The organism is Haloarcula marina, assembly GCF_024218775.1.
Lineage (GTDB): Archaea > Halobacteriota > Halobacteria > Halobacteriales > Haloarculaceae > Haloarcula > Haloarcula marina.
Window position 1 is genome coordinate 924,663 of sequence record NZ_CP100404.1, and the last position, 17,405, is coordinate 942,067.

Below are 17,405 nucleotides of genomic sequence, written 5' to 3' on the forward strand. Positions count from 1 at the left end.
GGTGGGGGAGAATTCCGCTGTTGTCAGCTTTCGGCCGACTGCGTGAGGGGGCTCGCTCCCTCGTCGTTCACCGCAAGGCGGGTCTCACCTCGCGTAGGAATCCGGTCTGTCGGGGTCGAAGCGAGCCTCGTTGAGCGCGTCACAGATGTTGCCTTGCCCGCTCATGTTCACCTTCGCAAGGCGCGTCCGCTTGTGGACGAGGTCGAACCGGTCGGGGTCGATAGGCTCTCCCTCTGGCGTCCGAAACAGCAGGTCGTCTTCGGAACTGAAGACTCCCGACACCGCGGCTTTCTCGACGTAGTCGGCGAGGACCTCGCCGTCGACGGGGATAGCCACCGCGCCATCGCGGACGTAAACGACCGCCTCGTCGTCATCGAGTGAAAGGTCTCCGCGGACGAGTCGCGTTATCTGCACCTCCGAGAGTCCCGCGTCCAGCAGTTCGTTCATCGCGTCGTACTGCCGACCGACCCGGGCCTTGTCGTCGAGCGACGCCCGGATGCTCTCGACGCCACCGTCAGCGTCCGGAAAGACGCTTCCGAAGGTGTCGCGACTGTTGATACCATCGGTAATTTCGGTCTCGTGCAAATGCTCGCGGAGCGTAATTCGTGCCCGTTTGACGGTGTCCAGCGCTTCGACCTCATCGCGGGCGTCTGCCGCCATCATCCAGGCGAACGCTGGCGAACACCACGCCGTCGGGAGCGAGAAAGTCACGTCGACTGTCGTTTCGCTCACCGTGATGTCGTCGATATAGTCCAACTCGACGATGGACTCGTCGAGTTCGGGGTCGGTCACATTGTCCAGTCGTCCACGAACCGCACGGACCGTCGGGGACGTATCCGTCTGCGTTGTACTCGACATCAGTCTGCCGTAGCGTCCGTGGCGCCGTAGTGGTCGGCCAGTCCGAACTGTTCGGTGACTGCGTCTGTCCGGAACTGTTCTTTCTTCGCCTCGATATCGATGTCGTAGAGCTCGGCGATGTTTTCGCCCATTATCTTCTTCATGACGTCCGTTGTAAGCTCGACACCGTACTCGTCTTGTTGCTCGTCGGTGAGTTCAGCGTTCATCACCGTCTCGACGAGCCAATCGGGGTTCCACAGGGCGTAGTCAGACCCGAAGATGATGCGGTCCTCACCGAGCCAGTACAGCAGTTCGCCCATTATCTCGCCGAACTTTCGAGGGCGGTTCTGCGCCATCGGCGCGGCCACTGCCAGTCCGCCGTAGACGTTCGGTTCTTGGGCGGCGATCCAACAGAAGTCGTCGAGGCGAGGGAGGCCGACGTGTTCGACGACGAAGTCCAGTTCGGGGAACGAACTCGCCGCGTCGTCAACATCGGCCACGTCGAACGCGTCACGGTTCAGCGGGCGAATTGTGGGCCCCTTGTGCGCGTGTATCTTGTCGATACCGAGCTCAACACACTTTTCGAGGAATTCGAAGGATTCGTCGCTGTCGAGTCGCCAGCCCTTCGACTCGCCGCGCCACTCTGCGGTGTACACCTTGACGCCCTCGATGTCGTACTCCTCCTTTTTCCGTTCGAGTTCGCGCATCCCTTCCTCGCCGTCACGCGGGTCAAAACTGCCGTTGAGGACGAACCGCTCCGGGTACTCCTCGGCGAGTTCCGCGTTCTGATCTGTCGTATTGAAACCCTCGTCGTAGAAGTCCGTGAGGTACGTCGGCTGGAAGATGGCCATGTCGGCAGCGGCGTTCTCGAAGAAGTCGGTCATCATTCGCTCCGCGCCGTAGTGGCGGTACTCTTCGAGACTCCACTGCCGTTCTTCCGGTGTGAAACCGGTGTGATAGTCGTAGAAACACTGAATAAACTCTTCGCCTCCCTGATGTTTGATATTCTCCTCACGCGCGTCCCAGAGGTGGACGTGACCGTCGATGACGAATATCTCTTCGCCGTTTTGCTGGTACATCGCGTGTGCCACATAGTACCAATTGTTAATAATTCTTTCTCAAGGATATGGTTGGTAGAGGCGCCAAGAAGACGCAATTCGGCGGATACCCGATTCACGGCTGTTGAACGGTGATTGTCTCGCACTTTTGCGTCGGCACTGGCTATTCGGGAAGCTATCCCGATTTCTCCAGGAAATTTTCGGCTAATTCCGCGTGCGTACGGTGGATTATTCATAATCGGGGTGTGAACAACCCCCATACACGCAGTTCAATGCTGTTGAATCTCTTTCTGAGTGGGACCGCAGTGGACAGGTACGTCCGCAACACCATTCGGCCACGAGGACCGATGCGTAACTGAACTGGCGACTACAGTCGGGAAAGTACTGTCTGGCTCGTGCCAGTAATATCTATATTGTCAGTAACTCACCAGCGGTACCGGCCTACTCGGACCGCGGCGTCACTGTGCGTTCAATCAGGGTGAATATTAATTACAATTCGGATCGTTCTAGTGTCCATGAGCGAAAATCAGGCGAAAAAGCGCATCGAGGCTTCGGCCCGAACCCTCGAACTCCTCCAAACAGTCGCCGCTATCGGGCCCGCATCGGCGACGGACATCGCCACCGAACTCGACTTCCCGAAGAGCACGGCGTACTACCACCTCGAGACACTGGCGGACTTCGAGTTTGTCGTTCGGCGGAGCGACGGCTATCAGCTCAGTATGAACTTCCTCACAATGGGCCACGACCTGGTCAACCAACTGGACATCTACCAGGCTGGCAAGCCACAGATTGACCGTCTCGCCGATGAGACTGGCGAGCTGTCTATCCTCATGACCGAAGAGCACGGGCAGGGCTACTACATCTACGACAACCGTGGCGAGGGTGCGGTCAACTTCGACACCATCGGCAACCGAAAACCTCTCCACAACAATGCACTCGGGAAAGCTGTGCTCGCACACATGGACGAGAGCCGCGTCGACGACATCTTCGCTCGGTACGGCTTCCCGGCGACGACGGACCAGACAATCACCGACCGCGAAACGCTGCAATCGGAACTGGCGACTGCGCGCTCTGAGGGGGTCGCATTCGACCGAGAGGAGCAACTGGACGGACTCTGTTGTGTGGCTGCCCCAATTTTGCACCCCGAGTCTAGCGATGACCGGGTCATCAGGGGTGCTATCAGCGTCGCAGTCCCTGCGAGCCGCGCGAAGGGGGCATATTTCACAGAAGAACTGCCGATGGCGGTTTCCGACGCAGCAAACCTCATCGAACTAGAACTGCAGGAGTACTGAGCGACGTAGTGCAATTTAGGACCGGGTGGCCTACCAGCGACTGTTCATCGACATGAACTGGTCGGTGAGGGTCTTCGATTTGGTGACGTTGACGGCTTGGAACCCGGCACGCGCCGTGGCGTTCCCGGCAGTCACTCCGTGAAGCACTGCGGCAACTCAGCAGCAGACCGCTCATCAAACACCGCATCTTCGCTCCCTGCGACGACCTATCGAGAGTCGCTGGGGAGGACACACGGCCAATCAAATAACAATGGTATTTTCGTTATAGCTGGCGTGGTGGGTGTACATCGCGCGCTCCGAATCGCTCCCCAGTTGCCGGGCTATCCGGGTAGAGATATTTCCAGTTCGAACTCGTTAGCGATTCCGAGAACCTTGTTCGGGAGTTCGTTCTCGAACCATTCGTCGTCCATGCGCTTTGCCGGACTCGCGACGCTGAAGGACCCGATGTTTCGGCCGTCCGGTCCACCGACCGGGACGCCGACCGCCTTGACGCCGTCGAGTTGCTCTTCGTGGTTGAACGCGAATCCTCTGTCCCTAATCGTGTCGAGTTCGTCGAGCAGTTCGTCGCGGTCCGTTATCGACCGCTGCGTCTCGGGTTGCAGCCCGTGGCGCTCGATTATCTCCTCGACTCGCGGCCGCGGTAGTTCGGAGAGAATCGCCTTTCCACTCGCGGTGACGTGGAGCGGTGCCTGCTTTCCGACGGTCGAATAGCTCCAGACGGCGTGCTTTCCTGAATGCGTGTACAGGTACACGCCGCGGCCGTGTTCCTCGACGACGAACACCGCCCGGCAATCCGTCTCTTCTGCGAGTTGTTCGGTGTAGGACTGCGCCGTCTTGTACTCATCGCGGAGGTTACGCACGTGCGTTCCGAGTCTGAGGAACTCGAAACTGAGTCGATAGAAGTCGCCCTCTTTCGCGACGAACTCTTCTGCTTCTAAGGTCGCGAGATGGCTGTGGACCGTGCTCGAGGCCATTCCGAGCGCGTCGGCGAGTTCGGTCACTCGCGCTTCACCGTGTTCTTCAAGTGCTCTAACGACGGCGAGCGTGGTTTTCGTCGTCTGCAACGTCCGTGATTGTGTGTTGGTTCCCATGCACATGGTCTTTCGGCGAGGTATATAAAATCCACTGCTGCGGGAAAACCCGTGGCTGTGGTTCTGTCACAAGGGGCCTTCGCGCTCTGTATTTTCTAATCGCATGGGGGTATTTGCTGTAATGCGGTTTGGGGGGCTCTACAGCGTCGGAACAGTGGCCACATATAAAGTCCATTTTGGGTGAATGAACTGTGGGATTCCTATTCTGCAACCAAGTCTGCCGTATATTTATACATATGTTTGTACTATATCCAAAATGCTGTGGTTTTTCGATGTAACAAATGCGCTCTGCGGGGCTCGGCGACACCCCAATTCGCGAAGTGCGAATAGAGGAATTATTTATCGTGTAGGATGCTCCGTCTCGTCGGTACTGTTGGCACTACTCCCGGTACAAGCACACGAACGACGTTGAATGTCCGAAACGAGCCTCAGAGACCAAGCATCTCACGCGCTTCGTCGGGACTCGCTATCGGTCGGTTCAGTTCGTCGGCGATGCGAGCGGCGCGCTCGACGAACTGGGCGTTGCTCTCTGCGAGCTCTCCCTTTCGGTAGTAGATGTTGTCTTCCATCCCGACCCGGACGTGCCCACCCAGCGTGATGGCCATCGTCGTCAGCGGGAGTTGATGACGGCCAACCGCGAGCGCCTGCCACTCGGCCGGGGCCGGGAGATTGTCGACCAGATTCAGGAGGTTACGAGGATGTGGTGGCGTCCCCGTTTGCATCCCGAGGATGAGCGTACACCAATACGGTGTCTCCAGCAGGCCCTCGTCGATGAGGTGTTCCATTTCGGGGTAGTGGCCGGGATTGAACACTTCCAGTTCCGGTTTCACCCCCGCCTCGCGCATCCGCTCGGCGTACTCCTCGTTCTGTTCCCGCGTGTTCTCTGCCGTACGGGTCTGCCCGAAGTTCATCGGCCCGAGGTCCATCGTCGCCATCTCCGGTCGCGGTTCCGTTTCGAGTACGGGCGCGATACGTTCCTCGCGGGAGTAGATACCGCCGCCGCCTGTGGTGAAGTTGACGATGATGTCGTCGCAGTACTCGTCGATGGCGTCGAGGAGTTCCTGATACCGCGCGACGGACTTCGTCTTCTTGCCATCCTCGTCCCGCGCGTGGAGGTGAACGATGGACGCGCCAGCCTCCTCACAGGCCGCGAGGTCCTGTGCGACTTCGACCGGTTGCTCCGGCAGATTCGGGTTCGCGTCTTTCCCGTGGTGCCCGCCGGTCGTTGCTACACTGATTATCAACTTCTTCTCGAAGTAGTCGGCGTACCCGCTGTATGGCATCGTGCGAATGGTCGCGGAACGATTATTTAGAGTTTGTGGTGGCACGCTCTCTCCGGGGTCCACACTGCAGTTTCGCGCGCGGAAGCCCGGGAGCAGTCGCTGCCGAGTCCCCTCAATCAGCACAGCGGGGAGACAGGATGCCGGTGGGGGTTGGACGCTGTCGTCTCATCTGTCGACAGTTCTGCCTGTGCGGCCCCGATGTGGGGAAGATTTATATATCTCGTCTGAATCAAACCAGATATGCGTCCCGAGAGTACCGCTATCGTCACTGGTGGCGCCCGCGGTATCGGACAGTCAATCTGTGTAGAACTCGCGCGAAGAGGGGCGGACGTCGTCGTCGCTGACCTCAATGGCGACGAGATGGCCGAAACCGAGACGCTGGTCGAGGAGACCGGTCAGCGCTGCGTCGGCGTCGAGACCGACGTGTCCTCGGCCGACAGCGTCGGCAGTACGGTCGACTGGGTACTCGACGAGTTCGGGTCCATCGAGTGTCTGGTAAACAACGCGGGTATCGCCGGCCCGACGGCACCCTGCGAGGACGTTCAGCCGGAAGATTGGGAGCAGACGCTCGCCGTCAACCTCAAGGGGCCCTTCCAGATGTGTCGGGCCGTCATCCCGCAGATGAAGCAGGCGTCGTACGGTCGCATCGTCAACATCGCCTCGGTGACCGGGAAGCGACCGCTGCCGAACCGGACCCCCTACGCGACGAGCAAGATGGGTGTTATCGGACTGACGCGGACGCTGGCGGCCGAAGTAGGCGGCGAGAACATCAACGTCAACGCTGTCTGCCCGGGGTCCGTTGAGGGGCCTCGCATCCGGAAGGTCTTCGAGCGCCAGGCCTCCGAGACCGGCCGAACCTACGAGGAAATCAGAGGTGACGTCGAACGGGAGACAGCACGCGGCGAACTCGTCGAACGGGAGGACGTCGCGGACCTGGTCGGCTACCTCTGTTCGGAACAGTCGAAACGAATCACCGGGCAGGACATCAACGTCTCGGCCGGGAAAATCATGTATTGACCGACGCCAGTCCACCAGTGACACGCTGCATCTCCTGACGGGAAACCGCCGCTAGACCCCTCTTTGCGCACGATATCGCGGCATCGAACGCCGACCAAACGTCCATAAACAAAACTTATATATAGTGCCTGTCTGAATGTGAAAGTGGATGTCAAACAAGCAGCCTTCAGGTTCGAGACGGACGTTTATGAATCGGCTCGCCGCCGCCGGTAGCGTGGGCCTCCTCGGCTCGCTCGCCGGTTGTGGTGGCAGTTCGGACGGCGGTTCCGATGGGTCCTCGGGTTCCGATGGGGGCACCAGCAGCGACGGTAGCAGTGACGGCAGCAGTGATGGTTCCAGTGACGGTGGGAGTGGCTCGCTGACTTCGATGGCCTCGATCGCCAACCGCCAGAACTCGTACTGGCTCAGCTGGGAGAAAGGCTACCTAGAGGCTGCAGAGGCCTTCGGATACGACACGAACGTCCAGACGAACAACGGTGAGGTCCAGACACAGCAACAGCAGTTCGACACGGCGGTGTCGAACAACTCGGACTTCATCGTCGGCCAGACGTACACCAACGCCGCCGCAATCACGCTCGCGGAGACGCTGGCGAGCAGCGGCACGCCGGGTGTCCTCGCGGTCACCATCGCCGACTGGTTCGTCCCGCAGGACGCCGGTGACGAGTACGTGACGTTCTTCACGCCGCACTTCGTCAACCACGCCTACAGCGCGGCGAAGATGCTGTTCGAGGCGATGGGCGGCAGCGGGACGTTCGTCCACATCGAGGGCAACCGCGGTACCGCACCCAACATCGGCCGGAACAAGGGCGTCGACCTCGCGATGGAGGAGTACCCGGACATCGAAATGGCTGGCAATCGACAGCCCGGGAACTGGATTCGCTCGGACGCTCGGCAGGTCATGAACGACAAGGTGTCCCAGTTCGGCGACGATATCGACGGCTTCTTCGGCCAGAACGACGCCGTCGCACTCGGCGGCCTCACGATTCTGGAGGAGAACGACATCGACGTGCCCGTCGTCGGCATCGACGCCAGCGAACCCGGCCTCGCGGCCGTCGACGACGGCCGCATGACCGGGACCGTCTCGGGCATGGGGCCGTGGCAGGCTGGCTGGTCCGTGGCGAAGTGCCACGACTACATCAACGGCCACACGCTCACCCCCGCCGAGAAGATGATGTCGTTCAACGCCCCGGTCTGTGTGAAAGACCCGAGCCAGTGGAGCGACGTCATCGACCGGCTTCCGGTCGTCGACGCGGCCGAGTACAACACGGCAATCTTCGACGGCGAAACCCCGTACGACTGGAAGAAGATGTCCGTGGTCGAGGCTGGCGAGGACGCGTGGGACCCCCAAATCGACCTGTCCCCGATGAACCTCGACGACATGAAGACGGTCCTCGACTGGAAAGAGGGCGACAAACCGGACGGCTACAGCCTTCCGGACGCCTACACGGACGACGCGACGCAGGAAGAGATCACGACGCTCTACGAGGACCAATTTACTAGTAACCCGCTCAAATAATCACACCGAATCCAATGGCCTCCGAGACACACACGAACGCGATGGAAACCGACCAGACCGACCCATCAGCCGACGGCGACTACAGCTTCCGAGTGGAGGGTATCTCGAAATCCTTCCGGCACGTCCAGGCACTCGCGGACGTCTCACTCGCCGTCGACCACGGTGAAGTCATCGGATTGGTCGGGGAGAACGGAGCCGGGAAGAGCACGCTACTGAACATCCTGACGGGCGTGCTGCAGGCCGACGAGGGGCAACTCTTCGTCGACGGCGAACCGGTCTCCTTCACCAATCCGCGCGAAGCGGCGAACTACGGTGTCTCTCTCGTCCACCAGGAGCAAGACGTCATCACGACCCTCCGTGGGTACGAGAACCTCTATCTCGGACGGGAGCAAGAGCGCCTCGGTGTCCTCGAGAAAAACCGAATGCGCGAGGAGGCCCAAGCGTTCGTCGACGAACTCGGCATCAACATCGATGTCGACGAGCGGGTCAGCAACTACACGTTCAACGAGCGCCAGATGCTCGAAATCGCGAAGGCGTTCCACGTCTCCCAGAAATCGGAGAATCCGGTCATCCTCTTAGACGAGCCGACGGCCGGACTCGAAGAGAGCGGCCGGGAGATACTGTTCGACCTCGTCAACGACCTCCGGGACCGTGCGACCTTCGTCTTCGTCTCGCACGAACTCGACGAAGTGCTCGAAATATCCGACCGCATCTACGTTCTCAAGGACGGCGAGCGGGTGGACGTCACCGACGTGGCCGATGCGACGACCGACTCCCTGCAACGGTCGATGGTCGGCCGGGAGACGGCGGACGAGTACTACCGCGTCCCCGACCAGCGCCGCGAGGCGAGCCTCGGCGAGACGGCGATGGACGTCGACGCAGTCGAACACGAGGAGACGGTCGGTCCGGTTTCCTTCTCTGTCCGCGAGGGAGAGATATTCGGTATCGTCGGCGTCGAGGGGTCCGGGAAGCAGCGTCTCGGTCGCCTGCTCGCGGGCGATTTGGAACTGACCAGCGGTTCGATGGCCGTCCAGGGAACGACCCTCGAGAACCCGTCGGTCTCAGACATGGTCGACGCTGGCGTCGGGTACATCCCGAAAGACCGGAAATCCGAGGGACTGTTGCTGTATCAGTCGGTCCTGGTGAACACCTCCCTGGCGATGGTCAGGGACATGAACGGTCGGCTGCCGCTGCTCGACCTCGACGCCGAGCAGGAGGCGGCCATCGATGCCATCGAGGAACTCGCTATCAAGACTCCGGGACCGAACGCACTGGTCCACGGACTCAGTGGCGGGAACCAGCAGAAGGTCGTCATCGCGCGATGGTTGGCCCAGGAGACGCCGGTTCTGGTGATGGACAACGTCACCCGGGGAATCGACGTCGGGGCCAAAGAAGAGGTTTACCGCCTGTGCCGCGAACTGACCGACTCGGGCGTCTCGATCGTCTTCATCGGCGACGAACTCCCCGAAGTCATCGGTATGTCGAACCGTATCGCCGTGATGGCGAAAGGCGAATTCGTCGGCGAGCCGTTCGATGCGTCGCCCGGTAACAAACCAACCGAAGAAGACCTAATTCAGGAGATGATCTAACAATGAGTACGAGTACCGTCACAGAGTGGATTTCCGACCAACGAGAGCAGCGCACCCTTCAGGACTGGATTCAAGACCTCGGGCCGTTCGTCATGCTCTTCGGGCTGATGGTTATCTTCACGTTCACCACGGAACGATTCTTCACCGAGGCGAACCTCCTCGATAACGTGGCGAAAAACGCCGTCACGTTGCTACTGGTCGCGCTGGCCGGGACCTTCCCCATCCTCCAGCAGAGCATCGACCTCTCGGTCGAGTCGGTCGTTCTCCTGACCGGTGTCGTGACCGTCGTCCTAATCGCGGAGTTCGGCCTCGGCCTGCTGGCTATCCCGCTGGCGATCGGTGTGGGAATGCTGGCCGGACTGTTCAACGGGCTGGTCTTCACGAAACTGAAGGTCCCCTCGTTCCTGGTCACGCTCGGGACGCTCTCGGTGCTGGCCGGTGTCGGGAAGATAATCACCGGCGGGTCCACCATCACCTTCCGGAACGACGCGATTCGCGCCATCTCGACCGGCGACGTACTGGGTATTCCCAACCTCGTGCTCTGGGGCCTGCTCATCTACGGCGTCACTATCGTGCTGGCGTTCCGGACCAAGTTCGGCCGGTACTGTTTCGCGCTCGGCGAGAACGAGCGCGTCGTCGAACTCGCTGGCGCGAAGGTCGACCGATACAAGATATACCCGTTCGTGCTGTCTGGACTGCTCTGTGGAATCGCTGGCGTGCTACTGACGCTACGGATCTCTTCGGCATCGCCGAACATCGGGAGCGGCCTCTTGCTCCCCAGCATCGCCGCTATCGTCATGGGCGGGACAGCGCTGACCGGCGGCGTCGGCGGCCCACACCGGACGATACTGGGCGTCCTCGTCATCGCGGTTCTGAACAACGGCATGAACCTGCTCGGTATCGACTCGTTCGTCCAGGAGATAATCCTCGGCCTCGTCGTCGTGGCTGCCGTCGCACTCTCCATCGACCGCGACAAGATAGACGTCGTGAAGTAAGCGGGATTCGCCCCACCTGTCGTCTCCGTTTTCGCCCCGACTGCCCTCTCGATAGGCTGTCGAAAAATTCACTTTTCATTCATAATTATCTATAGTAAATGTTTAAGTATGGCTACGAGTAGACAGTATCATGGGTGGCGATAAGCAGATTTCCGGTTCACAGAGTCCCGTCGGAACGGCCGGTTCGGACGATGCTGGCGGCGTCGCTGCGGAACTCGACGAACTTCGAGCGGTGATGGACGCCTGTGCGAACGGAGATTTCACGAGGCGATTCGAAACGGAGAGCGACGACGAGGATATCGCCGCACTCGCGGCGTCGTTCAACGACGTGATGGACGAGGTAGAGCAACAGGTCGGGCAGGTGAACGGGTTGGCGGCCGTCCTCACGGACGCCAGTGAGGAGGTCGCCACCGGTGCGAGGGCGGTCCGAGACGCCAGCGACACCGCGAGCAGGCGGACCGAAGACATCGCCGTAAACACCTCCGAACAGAAGCAGCGCCTCGATACAATCGCCGTCGAGATGGAGTCGCTGTCGGCCAGCATCGAAGAGGTCTCCGCCTCCTCGGCCACCGTGGCCGAAACGGCCGCGGAGACGCTTCGGCGTGGCGAGGAGGGACACAGTGCAGCGAAAGACGCGCTCGAAGAAGTCGACGAAATACTCGAAACCACCGACTCGACGGCCGAGAAGATGTCTGAACTCGAACGGAAGGTCCTCCAGATCGGTGAAATCGTCGACCTCATTTCGGAGATCGCAGACCAGACCAACATGCTCGCGCTGAACGCCAAAATCGAGGCCGCACGGGCGGGCGAGGCCGGTGCGGGATTCGCCGTCGTCGCGAACAACGTCCAGGAACTCGCGAACGAGACGATTTCGGCGGCCGACCAGATTGCCGCGGTGGTCGAGGAGGTACAGGCCCAGACCGACGAGGCGGTGGGTGATATGACGCAGATGCAAGCGAACGTCGAGACCGGCGTCGAGACAATCGAGACGGCTCTCGAAGCCCTCACGGACATCACCGCCCACATCGAAGACACCAACCACGGTATCCAGGAGATAAACGAGGCCGCAGAACAGCAAGCCGAGGCCGCTCAGCGTATCTTCGCGAGCGTCGACGACGTGGCAGCGTTGAGCAAAGCGGTCAACGACCAGGGCGAAGACGTGGCCGATTCGGTCAGGAATCAGGCGGACGCCGCCGCGGAGATTACCGACAGTTCGCTCCGCCTGACGCAGTACGTCGACATGCTCGACTCGGCGGTCGACGGCTACGAAACGGACGAGGCTATCTCGGCCCGAGCGAAGGACAGCGCACTAGACGAAGCGAGGGTGCGACGGGCCAACTCGTCGAGTGGCGAGAGCGACCACAGCGAGGCCACGTCGATGGGGACGGTCGCCGACCTCGACAACTCCTACTGGCTCTCGTGGGCGAAGGGCTACCGAAACGCGGCGGACGCGTTGGGGTACAGGACCAACGTCGCGGCCAACGACGGGGACGTCGACACACAACGCCAGCAGTTCGAGGACGCAATCCAGAACGGTGTCGACGCCATCGTCGGCCAGACCTACACGAACGAATCGTCAGTCGAGTTCACCGAACGGTGCGTCGAAGCGGGCGTCCCGACAGTGCTCGCCGTCACTATCGCTGACTGGTATACGCCCCACGACGCCGGCGACGAGTACGTGCAGTATCTCGCTCCCCACTTCGTCAATCACGCGTACACCGCGGCGAAAGTCCTCTTCGAAGAGATGGGCGGCGAGGGGCGATTCGTCCACATCGAAGGGAATCCCGGGACGGCCGTCAACGCTGGCCGAAACAGCGGCGTCGAACGCGCGCTTCGCGAGTATCCCGGCATCGAACTGGTCGGCGAACGCCGGGCGGGGAACTTCGTCAAGCACGTGGCGACCGACGTGATGGGTGAACTGGTTCACAGACACGGAACCGAGATAGACGGCTTCTTCGCGCAGAACCTCTCAATCGCCGAGGGCGGCCTCTCGGTGCTCAAGGAAAACGGACTCGACGTGCCGATAGCCACTATCGACGCGAGCGAACAGGGGCTAGCCAGAGTCCTCAACGGCGAGATTACGGCCACCGTCTCCGGCATGGCCCCGTGGCAGGCGGCGTGGTCGCTCGCGAAAGTCCACGATTACCGCAACGGACACACTCTCGAACCGGCCGAGCGGATGATGACGTTCAACGCGCCGCTGTGCGTCAAAGACCCGGATAGATGGCGCGGCATCGTCGACAGGATTCCGGTCGTCGACGCGGAGACGTACAAGCGAGAGGTGTTCGATGCGGAGATGCCCTACGACTGGCGGAAGATGTCGGTCGTCGAGTCCGGTGAGGGGTGGGACCCGCAGATAGAGATGCAACCGATTCGCCAGTCCGACCTGACGGACCTTCTCGGGTGGGACCGCTCGGAGAAACCGGCGGAGTACGCAGTGCCGGACGCCCTGCGTGACGACCGGGCGCTCGACGCCGTCGAACGGACGTACGCGACGCAGTTCCAACACGACCCGCTGAACCTCTAGCCGACGAGTGGTGGTCCTGGAAAATCGGGTGTGACGACGGCGCTATTCAAACCGTGAAGCCACCGTCCATCACGAGGTTGTGACCCGTGATGAACGACGCGTCGTCGCTGGCGAGGAACAGGACGCCGTCGGCGACTTCCTCCGGTTGTCCGGCCCGACCGAGCGGCGTCTCTTCGAGCAGTCCATCGATTGTGTCGCCGTCTTCGAGCGTCATCGCCGTCTCGATGACGCCCGGATTGATGGCGTTGACACGGATGTTGTTCTCGCCGTGTTCCAGTGCGAGTTGTCTGGTGAGATTCGTGACGCCCCCTTTCGAGGTGCAGTAGAGCGAAGAGTTATCGACCGCACCGATGCCAGCGATAGACGACATGTTGACGATTGCACCGCCGTGTTCCTGTTCGACCATCGCGTCGATTGCCGCCTGACAGCCGAAGTAGACGCCGCGAAGGTTGATGTCCATGAGCAGCTCGTAGTCGTCGGGCCCGGCCTCCAGAATCGGCATCTGTCGGTCGATTCCGGCGTTGTTCACCATCACGTCGAGTGCGCCGAACTCCGCGACGTGGGCATCGACGGCGGCGTGGAGGTCGTCTGGCTTGCTGACGTCGCACTTGACGAACTGGACGTCGCCACCCATCTCCTCGATGACGACGTGCGTCGGGTCGCCGCCCATCCGCGGTTCCTCTCGAATGTCGCTGACCGTGACGGCGGCGCCTTCTTCGGCGAATTTCCGCGCGATTGCGCGCCCGTTCCCCGAGGCGGCACCCGTGACGAGGACTGACCGTCCTTCGAACCGATCTGACATAATCGTCTGCTGATTTCGGTTCGTTCACGATAAGTATTTATGATTAATCCTGACATTTGCGCGCGCCGTCGCGGCGTCGGCTCTCAGCATCTGGTCGCCGACGGGGCGCCACTGGCAGATGTTTTCCTCTCGGTGGCACACCGAGCGACGAACGGACCGTCACCGTCGTGATGTCCGACGCCTGTCAAAAACGCTTATCGGGATACGCAGTGATGGTCTACACAGGATGTCGACAGACGACCAATCAGCGGTCGCCGACCAGTACGGCGTGTTAATCGACGGGACCGAACGGGACGCATCGTCGGGCGAAACCATCGCTGTCTACGACCCGGCGACGGGCGACCGACTCACCGACGTCGCGGCCGGGACGGCGGGCGACGTGGACGAGGCCGTCTCGGTGGCCCACGAGGGCTTCGAGACGTGGCGTGGCTACACACCGGCCAAGCGATGTCGCATTCTCAACGACGTGGCACGGGCCATCCGCGAGGAGAAAGAGCGCTTCGCCCGCATCGAGACGCTGGAGAACGGGAAGCCCCTCTCGGAAGCTATCGGGCAGGTAGAGCGGTGCGCCCGGCACTTCGAGTACTACGGCGGCCTCGCGGACAAAGTCGAGGGCGAGAGCATCCCGCTGGACGACGGGCACGTGGACTACACGATTCGAGAGCCAGTCGGCGTCACCGGCCACATCGTCCCGTGGAACGTCCCCATCTACCTGTTCGCCCGGAGCGTCGCACCCGCGCTCGCGGCCGGGAACGCCGCCGTCGTGAAACCGGCCGAGGAGACGCCGATAGGCGCGCTCGAACTCACCCGACTCCTCCACGAGAACGGCGTGCCGACGGCCGCCGTCAACGTCGTCCCGGGCGAGGGCGTCGCCGCCGGGGCGGCGCTCTCGGGGCATCCCGACCTCGGGACGATTACGTTCACGGGGTCGAGCGCGACGGGTCGAGAGGTCGGGAAGGCCGCGATAGCGAACCTCACCGAACCCCACCTCGAACTCGGCGGCAAGAGTCCGTTGGTGGTCTACGACGACGCGGACCTCGACGTTGCGGTCGCAGAGACGGTCAAGGGTATCTTCGCCACGAACACCGGGCAGGTCTGTTCGGCCTCCTCACGGGTCATCGTCCACGAAGCGGTCAGCGAGGCCTACGTCGAGAAACTCGTCGCGGCCGTCGAGGACCTCTCCATCGGCCCGGGTATCGACGACCACGACGTGGGACCGCTGGCCTCGGCAGCCCACTTAGACCGGGTCGCGGAGTACTTCGACGTCGGCCGGTCGGAGGTCGGGGACCCGGTCGTCGGCGGAAACGTGCTGGACCGTGACGGGTACTACGTCGAACCGACGGTGTTCGCGGACGTTCCGCAGGACGCGCGCATCCTCCAAGAGGAGGTCTTCGGACCGGTGCTGACCGTGAGCACGTTCGCCGACGAGGCAGAGGCCATCCAGCGGTCGAACGACGTGGACTACGGCCTCGTCGCGGGCGTCGTCACCACCGACATGGGCAGGGCCCACCGGTTCGCCCGGGAGGTCGACGCCGGACAGATATACGTCAACGAGTGGTTCGCTGGCGGCAACGAGACGCCCTTCGGCGGCTTCAAGGACAGCGGTATCGGTCGGGAGAACGGTACGCAGGCCATCCACAACTACACCCAGATAAAGAACGTCTGTCTCGACATCTCGGAGTGAGGCTGTCCGGCGCGGCGACGCTCGACTGGGGATGGCGTCTCGCCGCAGATACTGGGGACACTCGCGGTGTCGACGCGGCGGAGGTCTGTCCGCTCCGACTCACTCGCAGTTATCTTTCGGCGACATATCCCTGACGCATTCCGAACGTTTAATAGCAATAGATTTGAACAATTACGCGTATGTTAGAGAATGGCGAACTGGTTGTAGATGCAGTGTCACACTGTTTCAACCACGCCGAAGACAACCACCTGCACCCGCACTCACAGCGGTGGGACGACGAGACGTACGAACTCGGCGAACAACTCATGCCCGAGGAGTACGTGTTTCCGGAGGAGATATTCTATCGGAACCACCAACCCGAGGAACTCGAACGCCTGCTCTTCTTAGAGAGCCAAATCGACTACTCGGTGTACCACTCGCTCCCGCTGGACGACTACTTCAAAGACGGCTACGTCTCCCGCGAGAAGGGATTCGAACTGCGCGAGCGCAACCCCAACCGGGTCGGGATGATAGTCGACATCAACCCGCTCGAAGACGACGCCGTCGAACAGGTCGAGTACTACGCGAAGAAGAAGGACGTCGACGGCATCAAGTTGTATCCGGCACGCTACCAGAACGGCCGGGACCTCTCGCTCCGATTGAACGAGGACACGGTCCGCCCGGTCTTAGAGAAGGCCGCCGACCTCGACGTCGGGACCGTCGGCATCCACAAGTTCATCCCGTTCGCGACGGCACCGGTGAAGTACTTCCGCATCGACGACGTCGAGGAGGCCGCACTGGCGTTCCCCGAACTCAACTTCGAGGTCATCCACGCCGGATTCTCGTTCCTGGAGGAGACGGTGTTCGCGATGGCGAGTCACGACAACGTCTACGCCAACATCGAGAACACGGCCCACATGGCCTGCAGTCGCCCCGAGAAGTTCGCCCGCAGCCTCGGCGAGATGCTGTACTGGGCCGGTCCCGACCGCATCGTCTTCTCCAGTGGCGCGACCGCGCTGCACCCACAGCCACCCATCGACGCCATCTGGGACTTCGAGATGCCCGAGGACCTCCGGTCCGGCGAGGACTACCCCGAGGTCACCCAGGAAGACAAGGAGAAGATTCTCGGGAAGAACAAGCTCCGCCTGATGGGCAAAGACCCCGAACAGGTGAAGAAAGACATCGAGGGCGACAAGTGGGACCAGAAGATTCAGGAACTGAAAGAACGCGGCGAGTACCCGGCCCCGCCGTGGTCGACCTACGAGGACCCGAGCGAAGAGCCCTCGAAGGAACGAGTGAGGTACGTATGAGCGCCGAGACAGCCGACCACGTCCTCCCGACGACCGAGTTCCAGAGCGAGCTCAAAGCCGACGTGAAGGCCACGCTGGAGGAGGTGCTCGACCCGTGCAGTTGCATGAGCGACCACCCGGTCAGCATCGTCGACCTCGGTCTCGTCGACGAGATAGAGTGGGACGAGTCGACCGGGACGGTCACGGTCCACCTCCTGTTGACCTCGCAGCGGTGTACGTACTTCCTCGACATCGACGACGAAATCTGTGCGCGCGTCGGCGAGCTAGCCGACGTCTCCGAGGTCGAGGTCCACCAAGTGACCAGCGGGGAGATATGGACGGCCGACCGGATGGCCGAAGACGAGCGCCGCGCCCGGCGCGAGCGGTTCGAACGCCGCATCGAGGAAGCGGGTATCACACCGTACGCCGAACGCTCGGAGTAAGCG

Annotated in this window: 14 protein-coding genes; 9 read left to right on the plus strand and 5 right to left on the minus strand. The window is 61.5% G+C overall.

What is annotated here, in order from left to right:
- Positions 1-84 precede the first annotated feature (84 nt).
- Both NJQ44_RS04805 and NJQ44_RS04810 read right to left on the minus strand, forming a co-directional pair.
- Complete coding sequence (locus NJQ44_RS04805) at positions 85-858, minus strand: iron-sulfur cluster assembly protein (RefSeq protein WP_254273545.1); 774 nt, start codon at positions 856-858, stop codon at positions 85-87.
- Positions 858-1,916 carry an amidohydrolase family protein gene (locus NJQ44_RS04810; protein WP_254273546.1) on the minus strand — a complete coding sequence of 353 codons (1,059 nt, stop codon included), beginning with the start codon at positions 1,914-1,916 and terminating at the stop codon, positions 858-860. Before NJQ44_RS04810 ends, NJQ44_RS04805 begins: the two co-directional genes overlap by 1 nt.
- 494 nt (positions 1,917-2,410) lie before the next feature.
- On the opposite strand from NJQ44_RS04810, the gene NJQ44_RS04815 reads away from it, so the two are divergent.
- Complete coding sequence (locus NJQ44_RS04815) at positions 2,411-3,187, plus strand: IclR family transcriptional regulator (protein ID WP_254273547.1); 777 nt, start codon at positions 2,411-2,413, stop codon at positions 3,185-3,187.
- 320 nt (positions 3,188-3,507) lie between these two features.
- Here the strand turns inward: NJQ44_RS04815 and NJQ44_RS04820 are convergent, their stop codons facing one another.
- Both NJQ44_RS04820 and NJQ44_RS04825 read right to left on the minus strand, forming a co-directional pair.
- Positions 3,508-4,278, minus strand: coding sequence for an IclR family transcriptional regulator (locus tag NJQ44_RS04820; RefSeq protein WP_254273548.1), 771 nt, complete (start codon positions 4,276-4,278; stop codon positions 3,508-3,510).
- 428 nt (positions 4,279-4,706) lie between these two features.
- A complete protein-coding gene (locus NJQ44_RS04825; protein ID WP_254273549.1) occupies positions 4,707-5,561 on the minus strand; it encodes a beta-keto acid cleavage family enzyme in 855 nt (284 codons plus the stop codon).
- A 240-nt stretch (positions 5,562-5,801) separates the two neighbouring features.
- Between NJQ44_RS04825 and NJQ44_RS04830 the strand changes: the two genes are divergently transcribed.
- The 5 genes from NJQ44_RS04830 to NJQ44_RS04850 all read left to right on the plus strand — a co-directional run bounded on the left by NJQ44_RS04830 (position 5,802) and on the right by NJQ44_RS04850 (position 13,205).
- Positions 5,802-6,578, plus strand: coding sequence for an SDR family NAD(P)-dependent oxidoreductase (locus NJQ44_RS04830; protein WP_254273550.1), 777 nt, complete (start codon positions 5,802-5,804; stop codon positions 6,576-6,578).
- A 187-nt stretch (positions 6,579-6,765) separates the two neighbouring features.
- Complete coding sequence (locus NJQ44_RS04835; protein ID WP_254273551.1) at positions 6,766-8,094, plus strand: sugar ABC transporter substrate-binding protein; 1,329 nt, start codon at positions 6,766-6,768, stop codon at positions 8,092-8,094.
- Between the two features lie 41 nt (positions 8,095-8,135).
- Positions 8,136-9,683 (plus strand): sugar ABC transporter ATP-binding protein, encoded by a 1,548-nt coding sequence (locus NJQ44_RS04840; protein ID WP_431357791.1) that lies wholly within the window; start codon positions 8,136-8,138, stop codon positions 9,681-9,683.
- Positions 9,684-9,775: 92 nt separating this feature from the next.
- On the plus strand, positions 9,776-10,678 hold the full coding sequence (locus tag NJQ44_RS04845; protein WP_348533079.1) for an ABC transporter permease: 903 nt from the start codon (positions 9,776-9,778) through the stop codon (positions 10,676-10,678).
- Positions 10,679-10,808: 130 nt separating this feature from the next.
- The gene (locus NJQ44_RS04850; RefSeq protein ID WP_254273554.1) at positions 10,809-13,205 is read left to right on the plus strand and encodes a methyl-accepting chemotaxis protein; all 2,397 of its coding nucleotides are present in this window, start codon (positions 10,809-10,811) and stop codon (positions 13,203-13,205) included.
- A 46-nt stretch (positions 13,206-13,251) separates the two neighbouring features.
- Here NJQ44_RS04850 and NJQ44_RS04855 read toward each other — a convergent pair whose 3' ends face one another.
- Complete coding sequence (locus NJQ44_RS04855) at positions 13,252-14,007, minus strand: SDR family NAD(P)-dependent oxidoreductase (protein WP_254273555.1); 756 nt, start codon at positions 14,005-14,007, stop codon at positions 13,252-13,254.
- Positions 14,008-14,233: 226 nt separating this feature from the next.
- On the opposite strand from NJQ44_RS04855, the gene NJQ44_RS04860 reads away from it, so the two are divergent.
- The 3 genes from NJQ44_RS04860 to NJQ44_RS04870 all read left to right on the plus strand — a co-directional run bounded on the left by NJQ44_RS04860 (position 14,234) and on the right by NJQ44_RS04870 (position 17,402).
- Positions 14,234-15,691, plus strand: a complete 1,458-nt coding sequence (locus NJQ44_RS04860; RefSeq protein WP_254273556.1) for an aldehyde dehydrogenase family protein — start codon at positions 14,234-14,236, stop codon at positions 15,689-15,691.
- A 179-nt stretch (positions 15,692-15,870) separates the two neighbouring features.
- A complete protein-coding gene (locus tag NJQ44_RS04865) occupies positions 15,871-16,980 on the plus strand; it encodes an amidohydrolase family protein (protein WP_254273557.1) in 1,110 nt (369 codons plus the stop codon).
- Positions 16,977-17,402 carry a metal-sulfur cluster assembly factor gene (locus NJQ44_RS04870; RefSeq protein ID WP_254273558.1) on the plus strand — a complete coding sequence of 142 codons (426 nt, stop codon included), beginning with the start codon at positions 16,977-16,979 and terminating at the stop codon, positions 17,400-17,402. The genes NJQ44_RS04865 and NJQ44_RS04870 overlap by 4 nt, the downstream gene beginning before the upstream one ends.
- The last annotated feature ends 3 nt before the right edge of the window (positions 17,403-17,405 follow it).